General features: G+C 44.6%; 23 protein-coding genes. 3 read left to right on the forward strand and 20 right to left on the reverse strand.

The features are described from left to right. Window positions 1-66 precede the first annotated feature (66 nt). On the forward strand, window positions 67-258 hold the full coding sequence (locus tag NSU16_RS14310; RefSeq protein ID WP_010335284.1) for a hypothetical protein: 192 nt from the start codon (window positions 67-69) through the stop codon (window positions 256-258). A gap of 17 nt (window positions 259-275) precedes the next feature. Here the strand turns inward: NSU16_RS14310 and nrnA are convergent, their stop codons facing one another. Further along, window positions 276-1,217 carry a bifunctional oligoribonuclease/PAP phosphatase NrnA gene (nrnA, locus tag NSU16_RS14315; RefSeq protein WP_010335285.1) on the reverse strand — a complete coding sequence of 314 codons (942 nt, stop codon included), beginning with the start codon at window positions 1,215-1,217 and terminating at the stop codon, window positions 276-278. A gap of 130 nt (window positions 1,218-1,347) precedes the next feature. On the opposite strand from nrnA, the gene NSU16_RS14320 reads away from it, so the two are divergent. Beyond that, on the forward strand, window positions 1,348-1,650 hold the full coding sequence (locus NSU16_RS14320; protein ID WP_010335286.1) for a YtpI family protein: 303 nt from the start codon (window positions 1,348-1,350) through the stop codon (window positions 1,648-1,650). 19 nt (window positions 1,651-1,669) lie between these two features. Here NSU16_RS14320 and NSU16_RS14325 read toward each other — a convergent pair whose 3' ends face one another. From NSU16_RS14325 to sppA, 14 genes are all read right to left on the reverse strand, one after another. Then, window positions 1,670-2,989 carry a CBS domain-containing protein gene (locus NSU16_RS14325; protein WP_010335287.1) on the reverse strand — a complete coding sequence of 440 codons (1,320 nt, stop codon included), beginning with the start codon at window positions 2,987-2,989 and terminating at the stop codon, window positions 1,670-1,672. 117 nt (window positions 2,990-3,106) lie between these two features. Next, the gene (locus NSU16_RS14330; protein ID WP_010335288.1) at window positions 3,107-3,790 is read right to left on the reverse strand and encodes a metal-dependent hydrolase; all 684 of its coding nucleotides are present in this window, start codon (window positions 3,788-3,790) and stop codon (window positions 3,107-3,109) included. A gap of 62 nt (window positions 3,791-3,852) precedes the next feature. After that, window positions 3,853-4,620 (reverse strand): SDR family oxidoreductase, encoded by a 768-nt coding sequence (locus tag NSU16_RS14335; protein WP_010335289.1) that lies wholly within the window; start codon window positions 4,618-4,620, stop codon window positions 3,853-3,855. A gap of 128 nt (window positions 4,621-4,748) precedes the next feature. Further along, the gene (locus tag NSU16_RS14340) at window positions 4,749-4,880 is read right to left on the reverse strand and encodes a hypothetical protein (protein WP_010335290.1); all 132 of its coding nucleotides are present in this window, start codon (window positions 4,878-4,880) and stop codon (window positions 4,749-4,751) included. 64 nt (window positions 4,881-4,944) lie between these two features. Then, window positions 4,945-6,330: an argininosuccinate lyase gene (argH, locus tag NSU16_RS14345; protein ID WP_339191287.1), complete on the reverse strand. Its 1,386-nt coding sequence runs from the start codon at window positions 6,328-6,330 to the stop codon at window positions 4,945-4,947. Further along, on the reverse strand, window positions 6,327-7,538 hold the full coding sequence (locus NSU16_RS14350) for an argininosuccinate synthase (RefSeq protein ID WP_010335293.1): 1,212 nt from the start codon (window positions 7,536-7,538) through the stop codon (window positions 6,327-6,329). The genes argH and NSU16_RS14350 overlap by 4 nt, the downstream gene beginning before the upstream one ends. A 167-nt stretch (window positions 7,539-7,705) precedes the next feature. Beyond that, complete coding sequence (locus NSU16_RS14355) at window positions 7,706-8,218, reverse strand: molybdenum cofactor biosynthesis protein B (RefSeq protein ID WP_268445454.1); 513 nt, start codon at window positions 8,216-8,218, stop codon at window positions 7,706-7,708. 81 nt (window positions 8,219-8,299) lie between these two features. After that, complete coding sequence (locus NSU16_RS14360) at window positions 8,300-9,487, reverse strand: acetate kinase (RefSeq protein WP_339191289.1); 1,188 nt, start codon at window positions 9,485-9,487, stop codon at window positions 8,300-8,302. 345 nt (window positions 9,488-9,832) lie between these two features. After that, window positions 9,833-10,819: a class I SAM-dependent methyltransferase gene (locus NSU16_RS14365; protein ID WP_339191291.1), complete on the reverse strand. Its 987-nt coding sequence runs from the start codon at window positions 10,817-10,819 to the stop codon at window positions 9,833-9,835. A 61-nt stretch (window positions 10,820-10,880) separates the two neighbouring features. Beyond that, window positions 10,881-11,384: a thiol peroxidase gene (tpx, locus tag NSU16_RS14370; protein WP_010335298.1), complete on the reverse strand. Its 504-nt coding sequence runs from the start codon at window positions 11,382-11,384 to the stop codon at window positions 10,881-10,883. Between the two features lie 109 nt (window positions 11,385-11,493). Continuing rightward, on the reverse strand, window positions 11,494-11,949 hold the full coding sequence (ytfJ, locus tag NSU16_RS14375; RefSeq protein WP_168748516.1) for a GerW family sporulation protein: 456 nt from the start codon (window positions 11,947-11,949) through the stop codon (window positions 11,494-11,496). Window positions 11,950-11,962: 13 nt separating this feature from the next. Beyond that, a complete protein-coding gene (locus tag NSU16_RS14380; protein WP_339191294.1) occupies window positions 11,963-12,643 on the reverse strand; it encodes a DUF2953 domain-containing protein in 681 nt (226 codons plus the stop codon). Window positions 12,644-12,718: 75 nt separating this feature from the next. Continuing rightward, window positions 12,719-13,213 (reverse strand): RDD family protein, encoded by a 495-nt coding sequence (locus NSU16_RS14385; protein ID WP_044153850.1) that lies wholly within the window; start codon window positions 13,211-13,213, stop codon window positions 12,719-12,721. Between the two features lie 12 nt (window positions 13,214-13,225). Further along, window positions 13,226-14,233: a signal peptide peptidase SppA gene (gene sppA / locus NSU16_RS14390; RefSeq protein ID WP_229146495.1), complete on the reverse strand. Its 1,008-nt coding sequence runs from the start codon at window positions 14,231-14,233 to the stop codon at window positions 13,226-13,228. Window positions 14,234-14,417: 184 nt separating this feature from the next. On the opposite strand from sppA, the gene NSU16_RS14395 reads away from it, so the two are divergent. Then, window positions 14,418-15,221: an NAD kinase gene (locus tag NSU16_RS14395; RefSeq protein ID WP_010335303.1), complete on the forward strand. Its 804-nt coding sequence runs from the start codon at window positions 14,418-14,420 to the stop codon at window positions 15,219-15,221. A 35-nt stretch (window positions 15,222-15,256) separates the two neighbouring features. On the opposite strand, the gene NSU16_RS14400 is transcribed toward NSU16_RS14395, so the two are convergent. The 5 genes from NSU16_RS14400 to NSU16_RS14420 form a co-directional block, all read right to left on the reverse strand. Next, the gene (locus NSU16_RS14400; protein ID WP_339191297.1) at window positions 15,257-16,849 is read right to left on the reverse strand and encodes an amidohydrolase; all 1,593 of its coding nucleotides are present in this window, start codon (window positions 16,847-16,849) and stop codon (window positions 15,257-15,259) included. 19 nt (window positions 16,850-16,868) lie between these two features. Next, window positions 16,869-18,458: an acyl--CoA ligase gene (locus NSU16_RS14405; protein WP_326227441.1), complete on the reverse strand. Its 1,590-nt coding sequence runs from the start codon at window positions 18,456-18,458 to the stop codon at window positions 16,869-16,871. A gap of 177 nt (window positions 18,459-18,635) precedes the next feature. Then, complete coding sequence (locus NSU16_RS14410) at window positions 18,636-18,851, reverse strand: alpha/beta-type small acid-soluble spore protein (RefSeq protein ID WP_010335306.1); 216 nt, start codon at window positions 18,849-18,851, stop codon at window positions 18,636-18,638. A gap of 92 nt (window positions 18,852-18,943) precedes the next feature. After that, window positions 18,944-20,149, reverse strand: coding sequence for a tRNA uracil 4-sulfurtransferase ThiI (gene thiI / locus NSU16_RS14415; protein WP_010335307.1), 1,206 nt, complete (start codon window positions 20,147-20,149; stop codon window positions 18,944-18,946). Window positions 20,150-20,152: 3 nt separating this feature from the next. After that, window positions 20,153-21,298, reverse strand: a complete 1,146-nt coding sequence (locus tag NSU16_RS14420; RefSeq protein WP_339191301.1) for a cysteine desulfurase family protein — start codon at window positions 21,296-21,298, stop codon at window positions 20,153-20,155. Window positions 21,299-21,335 lie beyond the last annotated feature (37 nt).

The raw sequence follows: 21,335 nt of genomic DNA on the forward strand, positions 1-21,335 counted from the left end.
CGCTTTTTCCCATTCTTTTTTATAAACTATAAATGAGGCTTAATAGCGAAAGGAGGAGGAAGGGAAATGGAGGTTTACAGTGACCGTCAATTAGCAAAAGATCAAGCAGCCCGACTCAGACAAGGTTTTTCTGCATATGCCGAAACAAACTCACTCGCTTCCCTCATCAAAAAAGAACTTCAATCTCATAATCTCCAAGTCTACGAGGACCTTACTGAGTTCGGCTGCTGGTTCATCCCCGTCACAGATGAACACTAAGAGAGAGGGTCTCCCCTCTACTTGTGTTCTTTACATAACGTCTCCAGATCAGCTAAAATCTGTTCCGCTTCATCCCAGCTGTAAATGGAGGCGCCTGAAGCCAGAGGATGCCCTCCGCCGTTATATTTCCGGGCGAGTCCGTTAATAACAGGCCCCTTTGAACGGAATCTGACTCTGATTTGATCGTCTTCTTCTATGAAAAACACCCATGCGCGAATGCCTGAGATATTTCCAAGCGTCCCGACAAGCTGCGACGCTTCAGAAGCTGTTGTGTTGAACATTTCCAGAGTGTCCTTTTTGATGAAAACAGAAGCAGCGCCATTTTCAGACAAAGACACATTTTGAAAGATATAGCCGTTAAGCTTCACCACATTCAGTTTTGTTTCATACAATTGATTAAACAGCTCTGAAGAAGAGAACGGATACTTAATAAGTTCGCCTGCATATTGTAATGTTTTTTCCGTTGTATTGGGAAATAAGAAGCGTCCGGTATCACTGACAATGCCGGCATAGATCAGCTTTGCGGCTTTTGTATTCAGCTTCCAGCCGTGCTCTTTTCCTTCTAAATACAGCTCGTAAATCATTTCACTTACTGAGCTTGCATTCGTATCGACCCACAGAAGATCGCCGTAAGGATCTTCGTTCGGATGGTGGTCGATTTTCATTAGTTTGGCGCCTGATAAATAACGCTGATCGTCGACTCTTTCCTGATTTGCCGTATCGCAGACGATCACAAGGGCGCCTTTATATGTTTCATCGTCCACCTCATCGAGGGTATATAAGAAAGAGAGGGACGGTTCTGGCGTGCCGACCGCAAAAATATTTTTTTCAGGATACGTTTCACGCAGGATTTCCGTAAGTCCGCACTGAGATCCGTAGGCATCCGGGTCAGGGCGCACATGTCTATGTAAGATAATCGTGTCATATAATGATATGGTTCTGATCAATTCTGTTTTCATTTGATACTCCTTTATTGTTTTTTTTCATTAAATCACATTCTCTGCCGACGGAAAAGAAAAATAACATCAAAACCAAGCCCGTTTTTGTATAGAATGGGTTTGTAAACTTTTACGATGGAGGATTTCATTTATGCTGGTTCTTGTTTTTTTGATTGGGCTTTCAGCCTGCTTTTATGTGTACTATAAAGTAAAAGGCGTACGGACAAAGCAATCTTTGGAAAAAGAAATCTTTTCAGCAAAATCCAGCATGGCATTAGGATCGCTGGTGCTGTTTTACGGACTCAATCAAATGATATTATTCCATTCAGTTTTAACGTTAGTAATCGGCGGGATCTTTATCGTCATCGGAGCCGGAAGCGCATGGGCAGGTTATAAAGCCTACAGCCATTACAATCCCCTTCACGCCAAAGAAGCTGAAAGAGATCACGCGTAAGGGGCGCCTGAGACGTCCCTTAGCTTCTTTCCATCAGCTGAACCATCAGCATTGCTTTAGACACGATATGGCCTTGGCTGTGCACTTCAACTTCCATTTTTCCGAACTTTCTTCCAGCCTCTAAAATGCGTGGCTTGACTTCGATGACCGACTCCATCTGCACAGGCTTCAAAAAGAAAATGGTGATGCTTTCTATCACTAGTTCGCCGCGTTTTTTCGAGCGCAAAAACCGATTGGCCGCTTGCGTCAAAATGGTCGTAAACACGCCATAAGAAATTGTCCCCAGCTGATTTGTCATTTGCGGTGTTACTTCATACTGATAAACCGTCTGATCCTGTTTATCATCATCCTCATCTTTAAATCCTCTTGAGACGATATCATCAAGCTTTTCCCCGACTTGAGGCTGCTTTTGAATCATTTGAAGAGCTTTCAGCACGTCTTGGCGGCTGATCATGCCAATCAGCTTTTGGTGTCCGTCAGTGACGGGGAGCACTTCGATCCCTTCCCATACCATCATTTGCGCCGCTGAGGCGACAGACGTTTTTCCAATAACCGTAACCGGATTTTTTGTCATGACTTTTTCAATGGGTGCATTCCGGTCGTGACCTGCGATATCTTTCGAAGTCAAGATCCCGTGGATTTTCATTTGTTCGTCGACAACCGGGAACCGCCCATGGCCCGTTTCAAAATTTTTCTCGTACCATTTTTCAAGTTTATCCTTAGGTGAAAGATATATCGTACGGTCAGCGGGCGTTAAAATGTCCTCCACCAGAACGATTTCTTTTTTGATCAGCTGGTCATAAATCGCCCGGTTAATCATAGCGGCGACTGTAAAGGTGTCATAGCTCGTGGATAAAATCGGCAGCTCAAGCTCATCTGCCAGCTGCACGATGCTGTCATCTGTGTTAAATCCGCCCGTTACGAGTACAGCGGCGCCTGCCTCAAGTGCCTGTCTGTGTGCATTGATTCGATTTCCGACAATCAAAAGATTCCCGGCTGCCGTATACCGCATCATCGCGTCCAACTCCATTGCGCCTATGACAAATTTATTCAATGTCTTATGGAGCCCCGCCCGGCCTCCGAGCACTTGTCCGTCTATGACGTTTACAACCTCAGCATATGTAAGCTTTTCGATATTTTCTTTTTTCTTTTGTTCAATTCTGATTGTTCCGACACGTTCAATCGTACTGACAAAGCCTTTATTCTCTGCTTCCTTGATCGCTCTGTACGCCGTGCCTTCGCTTACTTTCATTTCCTTTGCGATTCTCCGCACAGAGATTTTTTCACCTACGGGCAGCGAATCAATATATGTTAAAATTTGTTCATGCTTAGTTGCCAAACCTTTCACCTCTAAGGGACAGTCTTCTGCTTTTATTATAAGGGCTCGGATGATTGATTCGCAATGAGGCAGGAAAATAAAAAGCATCTCCTGATTTTCAGGAGATGCTTGCAGCGTTTAAAGCTCAATCGTTTCACCGACGGCCATGACTTTTCCGACTCCGCCCGGCAGGCTGTCTGCAAATGCTTCCGGGTCTTGCTCGATGACCGGGAATGTATTGTAATGAACCGGTACAACTTGTTTTGCCCGCAGCCATTCTGCAGCTAGCTTGGCGTCTTCAGGCCCCATCGTAAAGTTGTCGCCAATCGGCAAGAAGGCAAGATCAATATGGTTCAGTTCCCCGATCAGCTTCATGTCAGAGAAAAGAGCCGTATCGCCGGCGTGGAAGATCGTTTTGCCCTCAACAGTCAGCAGAATGCCGGATGGCATGCCTGTGTAGGTGATCGTTTTATTTTCTTCGTCAGTGATGGCAGATCCATGAAAGGCCTGTGTAAGCTTCACTTTCCCAAAATCAAATTGATGGGAGCCGCCGATGTGCATGGGGTGAACATTTAACCCTTTCCATCCCAAATATACGGCCAGCTCATTCGGTGCCACAACCAGTGCGTTATTTTGCTTTGCGATTTGCTCAGTGTCGCCCACGTGGTCATTGTGGCCGTGAGTCAATAAGATAGCGTCCGCTTTTGCATCCTCAGGTTTTAAATCGGTTAACGAATTTCCTGTCAAAAACGGGTCAAATAAAATATGATGATTATTCGTTTCTACTGCAACTACAGAATGTCCGTGATACGTTACTTTCATTTCCTTCACCTCGTCACTTTGTATTTGGTGATTTCATTTTCCCTTTTTAAGATGTGAAAAACTTATGTGGATTGATTCTTGTTAATGACATTGAGGCCCCCGGTTGCTTCAATCACAGTTCCTGTCACAAGGTCTGAGTTCTCTTCGCACAAAAAGGCAATGATTCTTGCGATATCTTCACCGGTGCCTGATCTTCCTATCGGCGTTTTTTCTTTGCCGATACGCTGTCTGGCTTCCTCTATTGACGCTTCCTTCATGTCGCCGACAATGTCGCCCGGGCAAACCATATTAGCGGTTATTCCCGATTCAGCTTCTTCGATCGCAATTGTTTTTGTTAAAGAAGCCAACCCCACTTTTGCGGCGCCGAAAGCGGAGCGGTGAAGCCAGCCCGGTGCGTGTGCCGCGCCTTGAAATCCGTACGTGATGATACGCCCGAATTGCTGTTTTCTCATGACCGGAATAACTGCTTTGAATAAATGAAAGACAGCGCTTAAATTTCCTTCCAGCATACCGTACCATTCGTCATCGGTATAATCGGCTAACTTTTTTCGTTCAAATATGTATGGCCCCGCGTTGTTAATCAAAAAGTCGATTCTCCCGAAACGGTCCAAGGCAGCGTCTGCTATGCGCAGCAAATCCTCTTTTTTGGTGACATCACCTTTTACAAATTGCAGCCGGTCAAGATAGTCAGGACAGGCTTCCTTCAGGCGGCTGACAGCCTCTTCATCCTGCCTGTAATTCACTGTTACTGAATACCCCTTTGCAAGCAATGTTTCAGTCACTTTGCGGCCTAATCCCTTCGAACCGGCAGTAATTAAAGCATGTCGCACATCAATACCTCCCAAAGCAACGTCGCCGCTTTTCAATAAAGTGTTTCTTCTTCTACTTTACTATAAAAGGCCGTCAATATCACTTTTTACACTTTGCCATACAAAAAAAGCTGTCTTTAACAGACAGCTTATTCCGCAGAAGATGAAGGCTCTTGATCCGGGATATCCACATAACCGCTTTGATATGCTTCGGAAATGAGCCTTGTTGTCTCCTGGCTTTCTTGTTCATCATAAATATAGCGTTCCGGTTCTTTTTTCATCCTTCTGCCTCCCATCATTATAGAGGTAGGTTGGCTGTTATGACGGGATTTTATGAAGGAAATTTTAACAAACTCCGGCTGCCACGCAAGCTTTCGCTTTTACAAGTGCCTGCTCAACTTGTTTGAAGCCCGTGCCTCCTGCGCTCATTCTTTTTTCGACCGCATGATAAGGGTCCAAAACAGTATATATATCATCCTCGAAAAGATCGCTCGCCTTCTGAAAATCGTCAAACGGCATGTCACTTAAATAGATTCTTTTTTCGATGCATGTGTACACAAGCTTTCCGACCACTTCGTGCGCTTCTCTGAATGGCATTCCTTTCTTCGCTAAATAATCAGCCAGTTCGGTCGCATTTGAAAAGTCTTGTTTTGTCGCTTGCTTCATGACGTCTTTGTTAACAGTCATTGTTTGAATCATGCCTGTGAAGATTTGCAGGCTGCCTTCGACCGTTTTCACCGTGTCAAACATGCCTTCTTTATCTTCCTGCAGGTCTTTGTTATAAGCGAGCGGAAGGCCTTTCATGATCGTAAACAGCCCCATCATGTCACCGTATACGCGCCCCGTTTTGCCCCGAATCAGCTCAGCCATATCCGGGTTTTTCTTCTGCGGCATCATGCTGCTTCCTGTTGCATACGTATCGTCTAGCTCGATGAATTTAAACTCCTGGGAGCACCACAGAATGATTTCTTCAGAGAAACGGGAAAGGTGCATCATCAGCATGCTGCTGTTGCTTAAAAATTCCAAAATGAAATCTCTGTCGCTGACGCCGTCGAGGCTGTTTTCATAAATGGAATCAAAGCCGAGCAGCTCTGCTGAATACTCACGATCGATCGGGAAGGTGGTACCCGCGAGCGCTCCGCAGCCGAGCGGAGATTTGTTGATCCGCTTCATTGAATCCTGAAAACGTTCCTTGTCGCGCTCCAGCATCCAGAAATACGCAAGCAGATGGTGAGCGAATGAAATCGGCTGGGCGCGCTGAAGATGGGTGTAGCCCGGCAGAATGGTTTCAACATTTGCTTCTGCTTTATCAATGATCGCGCCTTGGAATGCCTCTATCAGCTCGATAATATGGGCGACATGGTTTTTCAGGTACAAATGCATGTCAGTTGCCACCTGGTCATTCCGGCTTCTTCCGGTATGCAGCTTGCCGCCGAGAGGGCCGATTTCGTCAATGAGCATTTTCTCAATGTTTAAATGAATATCTTCATAATCAACTGAGAACTCTAATGCCCCGTCTTCTGCTTTTTGCATAAGGGTTTTCAGTCCCTCACGGATTTTCATCTCTTCTTCTTCTGTCAGGATACCGCATTTTTTCAGCATGGCAGCATGTGCGAGAGACCCTGTAATGTCTTCAGTGACTAAATGTTGGTCAAATGATATGGACGCGCCGAATTCGTCGACCCATTTTTCAGGTGTTTTTTGGAATCGGCCTCCCCAAAGCTTCTTCATGCTTTAATCTGCTCCTTCTTTTTCACGATGCTGTTCACTTTTGTCGGAAGTCCCCAGAGCTCGATAAATCCGATTGCCGCATGGTGGTCAAACGCATCGTCTTTTGTATAAGTTGCAAGTTTTTCATCATATAGAGAGTATTCTGATTTACGCCCCTCTACAATGGCATGGCCTTTAAACAGCTTCACGCGAACGATGCCTGTAACGTGTTTTTGCGTTTCTTTTAAGAAAGCGTGCAACGCGTCTTTTAAAGGCGAGAACCATAAGCCGTTGTAAATGATTTCTGACAGCTTTTGTTCGATGGCCGGTTTAAAGTGCGCGACCTCTTTCACTAATGTCAAATCTTCCAGTTCCTTGTGTGCTTTGATAAGTGTTATCGCACCCGGGCATTCGTATACTTCACGGGATTTAATGCCGACAAGGCGGTTTTCCACGTGATCGATACGTCCGACACCATGCGCACCTGCAATTTCGTTCAGTTTTAAAATTAATTCAGAAAGGGAGTAAGAGACGCCGTCGATGGATACAGGCACACCTTGTTCAAATGCGATTTCAATGACTTCCGGTGTATCCGGTGTTTTTTCCAGCGGCGCTGTAAGGTCGTATGCTCCTTCTGGCGGAGCGGCCCACGGATCTTCTAAAATGCCGCACTCATTTGCGCGTCCCCAAAGATTTTGGTCAATGGAATACGGGCTGTCAAGATTGATCGGAATCGGAATGCCGCGGCTTGCCGCATATTCGATTTCTTCTTCACGAGACCATTGCCATTCCCGAACTGGGGCGATGACTTCAAGGTCAGGATTCAAAGATTTAATTGATACCTCAAAACGCACCTGGTCATTTCCTTTTCCTGTGCATCCGTGCGCAATCGCCTGTGCCTCTTCTTTTTCTGCGATCTCGACTAATTTTTTTGCAATAAGCGGACGAGACAATGCGGACACGAGCGGATATTTTCCTTCATACATCGTGTGAGCCTGCAAAGATAACAGCGCGTAATCCTGGGCGAATTCTTCTTTTGCATCAATCACGTAAGAATTTGTTGCGCCGACTTCCAACGCTTTTTGCTGAACAAACGCCAAATCCTTGCCTTCGCCGACGTCCAAGCAGCAGGCGATAACATTATACCCTTGCTCTTGAAGCCATTTTATCGCGACGGAAGTATCGAGACCCCCTGAGTATGCTAATACGACTTTTTTCTGTTCTGCCATAATAAAAATCTCCTCTCAACCCTGTTTCTTTTGTATAAAAATAAATTATATTTAATAAAAATACATTTTGTATGTATACACTTTAACAAGTAAGCTCCTTTTTTTCAAGCCTTTTATTAAAAAAACTTCACCCATTTTTCAGGTGAAGTTTCGTAGTATTTATTCATTTACTTGTCTTTTCTGATTTCTCTGACCACATGGGCGAGCTCCGGAATAATCAGCTTATTCATTGCCAGCTTTACCGCACCGCTGGAGCCTGGCGTTGAAAAAACGGCTGTATGTTGGATAACGCCGGCTGTGGCTCTCGACATGATTGCACTGGAGCCGATGTCTTCTGTATAACTGAGCATCCTGAATATTTCTCCAAAGCCGGGCAGCTCTTTCGAAAACAGCGGCGTAATGGCTTCAATGGTGACGTCCCGATTTGCTATGCCTGTCCCTCCGTTTAAGAGAACCGCGTCCGTCTGATCATCCATGCAGCCCGCAAGCACAGCCCGCTGCAGGGCATCCTTTTCGTCTTTTACAATTTCATATGCAGCAATCTGATGGCCGGCTTCTTCTAAAAATGAGATCATCAGCCTGCCGCTTTTATCCGTTTCTTCCGTTCTCGTATCACTGACCGTAATCACTTTGCACCGGACAATATCGGGTGCCTCTTGTTTATGTTCTTGAACACTCATTGGCTCACCTCTTTGTATTTTTGTCTACTTTTATCATGCTTCAACAAAAAAGCACATTCAAGAGAATGTGCTTTTTTTGCATTATTTAGCTAAACGAACAACGTCACGTGCAATCATGACTTCTTCATCAGTCGGAATGATCATAACTTTTACTGGAGAATGAGGGTAGCTGATGAACGCTTCCTCACCGCGTACGTTATTAAGCGCAGGATCCCAGTATACGCCCATAAATTCCAGACCGCGAAGAACGCGTTCTCTGACTTCTACGCTGTTTTCACCGATACCGGCAGTAAAGATGATCGCATCAACACCGCTCATTCTGGCAGCGTAAGAACCGATGTATTTGTGGATACGGCTCGCGAAGACTTCAAGCGCAGTTTCCGCGCGCTCATTACCTTGTTTCGTTGCTTCAACGATGTCACGAAGATCGCTTGAGAAACCGGAGATGCCAAGCAGTCCGCTTTTTTTGTTTAATGTATTCAGTACTTCGTCAGCGGTTTGGCCCGTTTTCTCCATAATGTATGGGATCAGGGCAGGGTCGATGTTTCCAGAGCGTGTACCCATTGCCACACCCGCAAGCGGCGTGAAGCCCATAGATGTATCAATTGATTTTCCGCCTTCAACAGCCGCAATACTTGCACCGTTGCCAAGGTGGCAGGAAATCAGGCGTAAATCTTTTAACGGACGGCCGAGAAGCTCTGCCGCACGCTCCGTCACATATTTATGTGAAGTGCCGTGGAAGCCGTATTTACGGATACCGAATTTTTCATAGTATTCGTATGGCAGGCTGTACAGGTAAGACTGCTCAGGCATTGTTTGGTGGAATGCCGTATCAAAAACAGCAACCGCAGGAACATTTGGAAGCACTTCTTTGAAGGCTTTAATTCCAACGATATTTGCCGGGTTATGCAGCGGCGCCAATTCAGAAATATCTTCGATCTCCTGAATTGTTTCGTCCGTTAATAAAACGGAATCGCTGAATTTTTCTCCGCCGTGTACCACGCGGTGTCCAATTCCGTCAATTTCATTTAAATCTTTGATAATGCCGAATTCTGTCAGCTTATTCAGCAGCATTTTAACCGCTACCGCATGATCAGGTATATCAGTTACATCTGTATTTTTTTCGCCGTTTACAGAAATCGTGAACACACTGTCGGCGATACCGATTCGTTCAACTAAGCCCTTCGTTAAAACTTTTTCTGAAGGCATTTCGAAAAGCTGAAATTTCAAAGACGAGCTTCCTGCGTTAATTGCAATAATTTTGGACATGATTGACGCTCCTTTTTACTCTGTATCAACATCTTCGTTTTTCGTACTTTTTTCCCGGTGAAATCATCAATTTCTCCCGAAAAATATCTGACTTTTCCATTTAAACATTGTCATGTCGGCTTTTCAAGTCAACTTGCGTATTGATAACGCTTACAAAAAGAAGTCGTTATTTTCAGACACATTACCTATGCGCTAAACATTGATTAACGCTTTCATCCTGCAGTTTCTCCTTTCGTATTTTGTGTGTTGAAACCCTATTCAATTCGTCTATCTTTCCTCTGATGTTCATACAAAAAAACAGCTTAAGCTTCCTCGTATGACGGAGCTCAAACTGTTTTCATTTTTCTATTTTTCCTTTGTAAACCACGCATCTATTTGTGCCATCATGTCGAGCATCGCCTTCTGGTTGGAGAAGGACGGCAAATTCGCAAGCAGAATTTGGTTCGGCGCTTTCGTCTCTTCACCTGTTTTCTGAAGCACAAGAATACTTTTGGCATGGGCTTCATCTTTAAAAATTGATTTTGGCAGCTGCAATAGTGCATTAATATGAACTTTGTCCTTGAAAAACTGCTTCAGCTTGTCGCTTTGAGAGCTTTCAAACAAATGATTCGGGATCATAAAGAACAGGTAGCCGCCGGGTTTCGTATGCTTGACGCTTTGCTCAATAAACAAATGATGAGCGAAGGAATGGCCTTCATCCGCTTTCAGTTCAAAGGCTTTTGCCCCCTCGTCATTCGGATAATAGCCAACCGGCAGATCGCATATCACTGTGTCAACCGGATCGATAAACAGCGGCTCGAGGCTGTCCTGATGGAACAGTTCCAGCTCTTTTTTCAGAAGGTTCGCCTGGCCATAGGCAATTTTCAAAAGCACGTCATCTATTTCTACGCCATAGCTTTTCGCCATATTCTCTGACAGCTGGTTTAACACGGTGAACAGAAGATTTCCCGTTCCAACAGCCGGATCAAGAAGTGTAACATCCTTTTTCCCTGCCATAAACTTATTTACCAAGTAACTGATAAACAGTCCGATAGTGTCTGGCGTCATTTGTCTGTTTGGATGGGATATATCCTTTAATCCCTTTAAGACGGCAAGCTGGAATGCTTTTCGCACCCACTCGTGTTCATATGTGTCAAATTTGGCTTTTTCAAGCAGTGCTTTAAGCTTTACAGCCTTCTCATTCGGCAGCTTCAGCTGATCCGTTTTTTGAAGAAAATACATTTCTCCCGCTTCGGCAAGCGCTTCTATATATGAAATCTGCAATTCATTTTTTATGATAATCGCTGCATCATCCAGCAGCTCGTATACCGCACCTACATGATCGTTTTGCATAATGTGTTCCTCCTTGCCATGAAAAAAGCTCCGGCGGCAGCCTGGAGCTTTTTTCACCTGCTTACTTCAATAATGCCTTGGCAGCCTCAATCGGCTCTTCATAATTCGGGTGGTTCGTTGCTTCGCTTACATATTCAGCGTAAACGACTTTTCCGTTCTCATCAAGCACAAATACGGAACGCGCAAGCAGACGAAGTTCTTTTATATACACACCGAACGCTTCGCCAAATGACATGTCTTTGTGGTCTGACAGAGTTTCCACTTTGTCAATTCCGTTTGCTCCGCACCAGCGCGCCTGTGCAAATGGAAGATCCGCACTGATTGTATAAACGTTAACATCTCCAAGCTTTGCAGCCTCTTCGTTAAAGCGGCGGGTTTGCGCATCGCAAACGCCTGTGTCAATTGAAGGGATAACAGAAATAATCGTTACTTTTCCTTTCATGTCAGCTAACGATTTTTCTTCAAGGCTGTTAGTCAGCACTGTGAAATCAGGGGCTTGATCTCCTACTTTCACTTCTTGTCCGACAAGCGTAACCGGACCGCCTTTGAATGTAATTTCAGCCATTATAATTCCTCCCTTTTATATGTATGTCTCTATCATAGTAAAGTTTCTTGCAAACTGCAAAGTTTATGCCAAAAAAAAGTTAACTGCGGCCGCCGCAGTTAACCCTTCTTTAATAATTCATATTGTTCATTTGGTTTTGATTTTGGCCTTGGTTTTGATTCTTGTTATTTTTCTTAAACATTTGCTGTATGCGCTCCAGTGTTTGAGGGGCTGCGTCCAGAATTTTCTCAATCAAATGAGTATTTTCATCTAAATGAAGCATTCTGATGCCAGTCGAACCGACAATTAAAAACGCGATCGGCGTAATAGACACACCGCCACCGCTTCCGCCTCCGAAAGGTAGTTTCTGCTCTCTTGTTTCATCGTCTTCCGATTTTTTCACAGCCGGTTTGCCGCCAAACTCACTGCCGCCTGCGGCGAATCCGAATCCAACTTTAGAAACGGTTAAAATCACGCTTCCATCCGGTGTTTCAACCGGATCTCCGATGATTGTGTTAACATCAATCATTTCCTTCAGGTTTTCCATTGCTGTTTTCATTAAACCTTGGATAGGATGGTCTGCCATATACGCTTCCTCCTTAAACTGATGAATCTTTCTTTGAAGTCATTCGAGCTGACGGATTCTTCTTTAATACAGAAAGCTCCCGTCCGTACTTAACGAATTTGAAAGCTGCAAGCATAGCATGTCCAAAGCGAAAAAAGAATATACACTGAAAATGGGTCTTGGAAACAGGGACTTGAAACGATGGAATCACGTCATAAACAGGCTTATTCACAAAGTCTAAATGGTCATGAAGCATAGCTGCAATACCGCCTTTGACTCCCCATACGGCACCTGTTAACACACCTGTCACCGCGGCGTCATGAACCCCGACGACTGTGACCCATTCGAGTTTTGTGATATGCAAATGCGCCATAAAAGAAGCGCTGATTTTTTTTAACTTAGTGACATGATGCAGAAACATTTCAATTTTATTGATGCTCTGCTGCACATCATCAAACGTGATTTTTTTCTTACTGCTGCTTTTTTTCACTTTCGATTTTGTGTTCTGTCTGATATCGACTGTTCCGTCATCTTTGTTCACCTTAATCGCCGGAATTGTTTTTTTAATCCGAACCAGGCCAAACAGCGCAGTAATTTTCAAGGTCATTTTGTCATTATCATCAGCATGAAGATACTCCGCGGCAACATAAATTTTCATTCTGAGAAGCAGCACGATACCTATAAGAATAAGAATGGCTGACAGCACATATACCATATTCTTCACTTCCTCTAGGAAGCATTATCGCCCATTCAGCAAAAAATAAACCCGGACGGGGTCCGGGTTTATCTGTTATTTACGATATAATTTTTCGTGCACCACAGTTGTATCAGCAATATAATCATGAATCCCCTGTTTTTTAGGAGAAAAAGCGATGACGATATATAAAATCCAAATTTTATCAATATACCGCCCGACCACTTCACGGAAAATCACAGTGCTCCATGTCAGCTTATGGCCCTGCTTGACAGAAATTACTTTGAGGCCGAACACCATTTTTCCGAGCGTTTGCCTGAAGTATTTGGTCATCAGCGCAAAATATGCCAGATAAACGAAAAGCGTTGTAATACTGTAGGCTGAGATGGTAAACATGCCGGATGTTTTCGGCAGATCCAGTAAAGTAAAGATGGGAGAAACGATTAAATGGTTTAACCCCCACACAACGAGCCAATCAAGCAGGAAAGCCCAAAAACGGACCCAAAAGCCCGCATATGCGTGTGTGAGCTGTTCCGCTTGATCCGGGCCTGCAATGTCGCTGCGCTCTAACTCTTCATATGTCGCATCCATTATTGATCCCTCCTACTTCGCATAGAGATACATCATTCTCGGCGAACCGGATTGTGAAAGAACTTCTCTCATATTCAGAAAATCAATTTCACTTTTAAACATCTTGTTCGCTCCCATGGAAAACAGAGAGCCTAATCCGAAGCTTTCCTCGTAAGAGACGACAGAAGCGTTTTTCAAGTTTTTATGGTCCTTTTTCATGGCCGCAATTGTATCATCATAAAATCCAAGTTCATCCACAAGGTTCAGTTTTTTCGCCTGCCGCCCGTCATACACGCGTCCGTCCGCGATTTTCTTTACCTGTGCTTTCGATAGGCCGCGGCCTTCTGAAATGACATCGACAAAGCCTTCATAAGAGTTATCAACCATAGATTGCATGATATTTTTTTCTTCTTTTGTCATCTCACGGGAAGGAGACATAATATCCTTGTGAGCCCCGCTTTTAATGGTCTCAAAAGAGATGCCGAGCTTATCAGCCAGCTTTGAGTAATTCACGCTTTCCATGATAACCCCAAGAGATCCTGTCAGGGTTTCCGGTGTCGCAAAAATTTTATCCGCAGCTGTTGAGATATAATACCCGCCGGAAGCTGCCATCGATCCCATTGACACATAGATTGGTTTTTTTGTTTCTTTTTTTACTTCTTCCAGTTTTTTATGTATTTCGGCACTTTCATACACTCCGCCTCCCGGAGAGTTTACCTTGAGTACGATCCCTTTAACCGCATCATCCTCTTTTGCCTGCTCAAGGTTTTTCAAGAATGTTCGGTGGTTATACCCTTCTGAACCAAGCAGACTGCTTGAATCACCATTATCCTGAATGGTGCCGCTGACCTCCAAAACAGCGATTTTGCTGGAAAGGCTTCCGTTTTCAAGCGTCACTTCCTGGGATTCATCTGTCAGTGACGTAAGGTCTGTTTGAGCACCCTTAACACTTTCAAAGAAACTCATTGAGATACTGACGATGATGGACACGCCAAAAATTCCAAGGGCGATCACTAATGCGATCCATCTTTTTGCATTCATTTTTTCTCCTCCTTTTCCCCAAACTCTCTCATTATACGATTGAAATGAAAAAATGTTTCATTAATGAGAAAGCTCCGGCTTAACGGGCTGCCGGCAAACATGGTACACTTATGACCAAAGGTATTTTATCACAAATACTGGATGGCAGAAAAACTTAAATATGACAGCAAAGGGGAAATGGGATATGACCGATCATCGCCGTAATGTTTATTTTTTTCACAAACAGGACCAGGAAACAAACAAACAAGTCAGTTCCTTAACACAATTGGCTGAAGAGAACGGATTTACTGTTGTCAATCAGCCTTCTGACGCCAATATTATTGCCAGTGTAGGCGGAGACGGTACATTTTTGCAGGCGGTCAGAAAGACGAATTTCCGTGACGACTGCTTATACGTCGGCATCACCAAAAAGGGGAAAGCTCATTTATACTGTGATTTTAACAGTGATGAGCATGAAAAAATGGTGGATGCGATGACATTTGAACAAATTGAGGTCAGAAAATACCCGCTGATTGAAGTGACAGTGGATCACACCAGTCCTTTTCATTGTTTAAACGAAGTTTCCATTCGATCGAGCATTATTAAAACCTTTGTGATGGATGTGCTGATTGACGATCTGCACTTCGAAACGTTCAGAGGAGACGGAATGATTATTTCCACGCCTACAGGCAGCACAGCTTATAATAAGTCTGTGGCCGGAGCCGTCGTTGATCCGCTGCTTCCCTGCATGCAGGTAACGGAGCTTGCTTCACTGAACAATAATACCTACCGCACTCTAGGCTCTCCGTTTGTCCTCAGCTCTGAGCGAAAGCTGACGCTTCGTGTGGTGCAAGCCGGAAATGAACACCCGATTATCGGTTTGGACAATGAAGCACTCAGCACTAGAAACGTGAAAACGATTGAAATCAAGCTGTCTGATAAAAAAATAAAAACAGTGAAACTAAAGGACAATTCTTTTTGGGAGAAAGTAAAACGGACATTTTTATAGAAAATGAAAAGGACAGGCTATTCCCCTGTCCTTTTTTATTGGTGATTCTCATATACAATCTGACCGTTGATAACGGTTTTTTCTATCTTTAAAAGATGAAGCTGTTTCGGGTCAGTGGTAAACGGATCTTCGCTGAGAATGGTAAAATCCGCGTCATACCCTTCAGCTATTTTCCCCCGTGTCTGCTCTTTGTATATGATCTCAGCACTTCCTGCTGTATAAAGCCTGATAGCTTCATATACTGTTAAACACTCGCTTTCGTTATAGGTCGGGCCGTTCTGTTCGCGGCTGCTTGTCCGGAGCACCGCAGACTGAATGCCGAGAAGCGGCTCAACAGGCTCAATTGGAGCATCAGAACCCCCCGCACATAAAATGCCTTTAGAGATCAGTGTTTTCCAAGCGAAGGCTGTTTTCATCCGGGCTTCTCCAAGACGGTCAATCACCCACGGAAAATCACTGGCGACGAAATGAGGCTGAAGATCAAGAGCGATCGGCATCCTTGCTGCTTTTTCAATCAACTCATCATTCAGCACCTGAGCATGAATCAGACGATCAAGCCGGCCTCTTTTTGGCGGATGCTGCTCGACAGCCTGCAGCACTTTTTCAAAGGCAAGGTCGCCGATGGCATGAACGGCAACCTCCATTCCTTTCTCTCTCGCTTTTTGAACGAGGCGGCTGAGTGTTTCATCATCATGAACTTGAACACCGTTTGTGGAAGGATCGTCATGATACGGCTCTTTTAACAAAGCTGTTCTCCCGCCAAGCGCTCCATCAGAAAATATTTTCATGGCACCGAATTCAACGTACGGGCCAGACGGCTTCTTCATTTGCTCCCACCGATCAACCGCTTCATGATGAACGAGCAAATGACAGCGAAACGGATACTTCCCGCTTGCCGCGGCCGTCTCATAAGCTTTCATCGGAACGGACACATCGCCGTAATAGGACAAATCTTCCGAATGGCCGCCTGTCAGGCCTTTTGTCCAGCAATCCTGAATGGCCGCTGTAAGCGCCTGATCAACATAGTGCTGAGATACAGGCGGAACGGCTTGCAGGATCAGATCCTGTGCCTTATCAAACAGAAGCCCCGTCGGCTCGCCGTCTGCATCTCTTTCAATCACGCCGCCATCGGGATCAGGAGTGGCTTTTGAAATCCCTGCGGCTTGCAGCGCCGCAGAATTAACCGCTATTGCATGCCTGCATACCCGCTTGAGCAAGACAGGCCTGTCTGGGAATAAAGGATCAAGGTCATGCTTCGTCAAATAAGCCGGCTTCTCGAATCGATTTTCATTCCAGCCCTCTCCAATGAGCCAATCGTCTTCAGACAGGCTCTCTTCTCTTACCTGCGCAGCCTGCAGCACAGCTTCTTTAGATGTATAAGAAGATAAATCAAGCTGGAGCTGTTTTTCTCCATGCCCGATCAGATGCAAATGGCTGTCCACAAACCCCGGAAACATGACTGCTCCATTCAAACTGATGTCTTGTGTTTCCGGTGAACTGTATTTATTCTTCAGACTCTCATAGCTGCCGGTGCCTTTTATGACACCATCCTCTACATAAACAGCCTCCGTTTGGTGGCCTTCTTCGAGCATCGTATAAATGAAACCGCCGTGCCATATCGCCTTCATTCACGTTCACTCTCTTTCTTTACGCCTTTTTATTGGCTTTGAGCTGTTCTTCACGTTTTCTTAATTCCACTCGTCTGATTTTGGCAGAAGCCGTTTTCGGCAGGCTTTCCACAAATTCAATCTCTCTTGGATATTTGTATGGAGCGGTAATGGTCTTCACATGATTTTGCAGAACTTTGACAAGCTCATCACTCTGTTTTCCGTGATCTTGCAGAACAACGTATGCTTTAACGATGGAACCCCTGATTTCATCCGGGCTTGCGACAACAGCGCATTCTTTGACTTCAGGGTGCTTCACGAGCGCGTCTTCCACTTCGAATGGCCCGATCGTGTAGCCAGAGCTGATAATGATATCGTCATTTCGGCTTTCAAACCAGAAGTAACCATCCTCATCTTTTCTTGCTCTGTCTCCTGTTAGGAAATAATCGCCGCGAATTTGTGTTTTCATTCTTTCCGGATCTTTAAAATATTCTTTAAAGAGCGCCGGGGTGCTGAGGTGAACAGCGATATCGCCAACCTCACCCGTTTTGCAGATTTCACCGTCTTCATTGATGATCTCCACCTGATTTCCCGGTGTCGGTTTTCCCATGCTTCCCGGTTTAATATCCATATCCTTTAAGACACCGACTAAAAGCGTGCTTTCTGTTTGGCCGTATCCGTCCCGCACCTTAATGCCGAAGTGCTTTTGAAACACATCAATGACTTCACGGTTGAGCGGCTCGCCTGCGGAAACGGCACTGTGCAGGGCAGAAAGATCATAGCGGTCCAAGCCTTCAACCTTCGCCATTAAGCGGTATTCCGTCGGCGTACAGCAGAAGACATTGATTTTGTAGCGGTTTAAAAGTTCTAAATATTTTTCGGCTTTGAATCTGCCTTGATACACAAAACCTGTTGCTCCGCTTCCGAGTACCGCCAACAACGGACTCCACACCCATTTTTGCCAGCCTGGCGCAGCAGTCGCCCATACGGTATCCTGTTCAGAAATATCAAGCCAAGCGCCGGCTGATGTTTTTAAATGAGCAAATGCCCATCCATGTGTATGTACAACACCTTTCGGCTGTCCCGTTGTTCCGGAAGTATAAGACAAGAACGCCATATCTTCTCTTGTTGTATCAGCAGTTTGAAAACGGCTTCCATCCGCATCAATCGTTAATAGATTTTTCCATCCGGCATCATTTTCGCCAATAGACAGCTTAATCAGGCGGTCTGCAGTACTGACATCACGAAAAGCGCCAATAAATTCTGAATACACGATTGCACCTTTTACCTCAGCGTGTTCAATCCGATACTCAAGATCTTTCGCGCGAAGCATTTCTGAACAAGGAATCACGACCATCCCCGATTTCAAGATAGCCAGATAAACGGCATAGGCTTCGAGCACACGCGGCACCATTACAATCAGCTTGTCTCCTTTTTTAAATCCAAGATCCGCCAGAGCCGCACCGATTTTATTTGTTTCTTCCATAAGCTTTTCATACGACCATGCGTTTTGTTTGCCTGATTCATCCTCCCATAATAGGGCGGTTTTTTGTCCAGTTGCACTGAACTTTTCGATTTCATTAACTAAATTGTATTCCATTGGGGCAATTAAATCTTCTCGTTTCAACACGAACAACTCCTCACTTTCTCCACCCATTATACATAAATACATGCCGTTTCCGTAAGGATATGCCTAAAAACAAGCTCTATAAACATAGGTTTTTATAGGCCGCTGGTCCTTTTTTATAAAAAAACGAAAAAGAGTGGGGAAAAGCCCCACTCTTAAGCCATTATGTGAAATTGTCAATTAGAATTGTCCTCCGCCCATGTTTTGTTGAGCAAAAGATACAAGACGTTTTGTGATCTCTCCTCCAACAGAACCGTTAGCGCGAGAAGTTGTTTCTGCTCCAAGGTTTACACCGAATTCAGAAGCGATTTCTAATTTCATTTGGTCGATGGCTTGAGCAGCTCCTGGTACTAGGAGTTGGTTACTGCTGTTACCGTTTTGACTGTTTTGTGCCATGTGTCTCACCTCCTTGTGAGTATAGAATGTGTCAAAACACATGGCTTCATACAGAAAATCTTTGGTAATTGTATACAGGAGCCGGCTCTTAGTTAAAAGAGTTCTGCGAATTTATCGTTTGCTTCTTGTTCGCTATATAATGTCATCGTTTCAATGTGATCAACCGCCTCTTGAATCAACGGTTCAAAATCCACAAAGCTCTCAAAGTGTTCGATTTTTTCTTTTTTCGGGCGTGTTTTCGGGCTTGGCGGCGTAAAGATCGTGCAGCAATCTTCAAATGGCTGGATGCTTGTTTCGTATGTGCCGATTTCCCGTGATTTCTCGATGATTTCTGTTTTATCCATGGCGATTAACGGACGCAGAATCGGTGTAGACGTTACCGCATTAATCGCGTACATGCTTTCAAGCGTCTGGCTCGCTACCTGCCCGAGGCTTTCCCCCGTAATAATCGCGAGCCCGTTTCTTTTTTCTCTGATTCTGTCGGCAATTTGAAGCATTAAGCGGCGGGTTGCCGTCATCGTATAGTTTTCAGGAATTTGTTTTTGGATCAGCTCTTGCGTCTTTGTAAACGGGACGATATGAAGCGTCATGCTTCCCCCGAAGCGAGACAGACACTTCGCTAAGTCCATCACTTTTTGTTTCGCACGTTCGCTTGTGTATGGCGGGCTGAAGAAATGGACAGCTTCTACTGAGAGTCCTCTTTTCATAGCGTAAAAACCGGCTACCGGGCTGTCAAAGCCGCCGGAAAGCATCAGCATTGCTTTCCCCGCTGAACCGACCGGAAGACCGCCGGCGCCTTTTTCATTGCGAATCGTCAAAAAGGTTGCTTCCTCCCTGATTTCAATTCTGAGCGGAATGTCTGGATTGCGGACATCAACTGTCAGACCTTCTGTATTTCGCAAAATATGGCCGCCGATTTCCGCGTTCATTTCATTTGTATCTAATTCAAACTGTTTATGCGCTCTCTTTGTCGCGACTTTAAACGTATCTCCAGGCTGATATTGATCCTTGATCGCCTGCAGGGCAGTTGTCTTAATATCATCAAGACGGCTCTCACACTTAATAGCCAGGCTAAAGCTTTGAATGCCAAACACCTGTTTCAAGTGAGGAAAAAGAGCCTCAGGGTCCACTCCATTTAATGTAATCGTCATACGATCCCGATTAGAAAAGTATTTTAATGTTGGATAGTCTTTCAGGACAAGCCTGACGTTTTGCTTTAAACGTTCAATAAAGCTTTTTCTGTTTTTTCCTTTGGTTGATATCTCCCCAAAACGAATTAATATATGATCGTAATTCATGTTCTACCTCATCATTTTTTTTAGTTTTTTGATGCCAGGCACAAGCGCGTTCATAAATGGCTCTGTCACATCGCTTGTCTGGCTGTAGTTTAAGCTGATTCTGATGCTGCTTCCGGCAATCTGCTCTCCCTTGCCCATCTGTAACAGGACTTTGCTCGGTTTATGTTCCTTTGCCGAGCAGGCTGATGTCGTTGAAACGAATATATCCTTTTCCTCCAGCATGTGCAAAAGCACCTCCGCTTTTATGCCCGGCACAGAAAAATTAATGATATGCGGGGCGCTATTGCTTTGAGGAGTATTTAAGACAACACCGTCTGAATCACTCAGCTTTTTCATAAACAATTCCTTTGCGGCCACCATTCTTTCAAGGTGATGATGATAATCATCAGCCGCAAGATTGATGGCTTTGGCTAGTGAAACCGCACCTGCTGTATGCTCGGTTCCTGCACGTATGCCTTTTTGCTGAGTACCGCCTGTTATCAGCGGGATAAGACGCGTTCCTTCCTTTACAAAAAGTGCACCTGTCCCCTTCAGTCCGTGGAATTTATGGCCGGATATTGAACAAAGATCAATGCCGGCATTCTCGATCGCCAAGGGAACTTTAAAGATGCCTTGCACATAATCAACGTGAAACAGAATGTTCGGATACTGCTTCAGCACTTCCCCGGCCTCTTCAATGGGCTGCACGGAGCCAACTTCATTGTTTACATGCATCATGCTGACAAGCACGGTATCTGGCCGAATCGCATCTTTCAGATCCTTAATGGAAACAAATCCATCTTCATTTACTGAAAGATAAGTTACTTCAAATCCGAATAGCTCTGTCAGCTGCTCCAAAGATTCAGTAACGGACGGATGTTCAATAGAAGTGGCAATGATATGCTTGCCTGTTTTTATCTTTGACAAAGCGGCTCCTTTTAAAGCCACATTATTAGCTTCTGTAGCACCTGATGTAAATACAATATCATAATTCTTTAGGCCCAAGGCTCTTTTTATTTGATTTTTGGCTGCCTGTAGCAGCTGTTCTGTTTCGGCTCCATATCGGTGCAAAGATGAAGGGTTGCCAAAATATCGGCTGCTAGTCTGTTCATAAACGTTCAAGACTTCATGATAAGGTTTGGTCGTTGAACTATTATCTAAATATATCATCTTTTTTTACTCCTTTATGAAAGCGGTACAAGGTATG

It is taken from the genome of Bacillus sp. FSL K6-1003 (assembly GCF_037964945.1).
Lineage (GTDB): Bacteria > Bacillota > Bacilli > Bacillales > Bacillaceae > Bacillus > Bacillus mojavensis.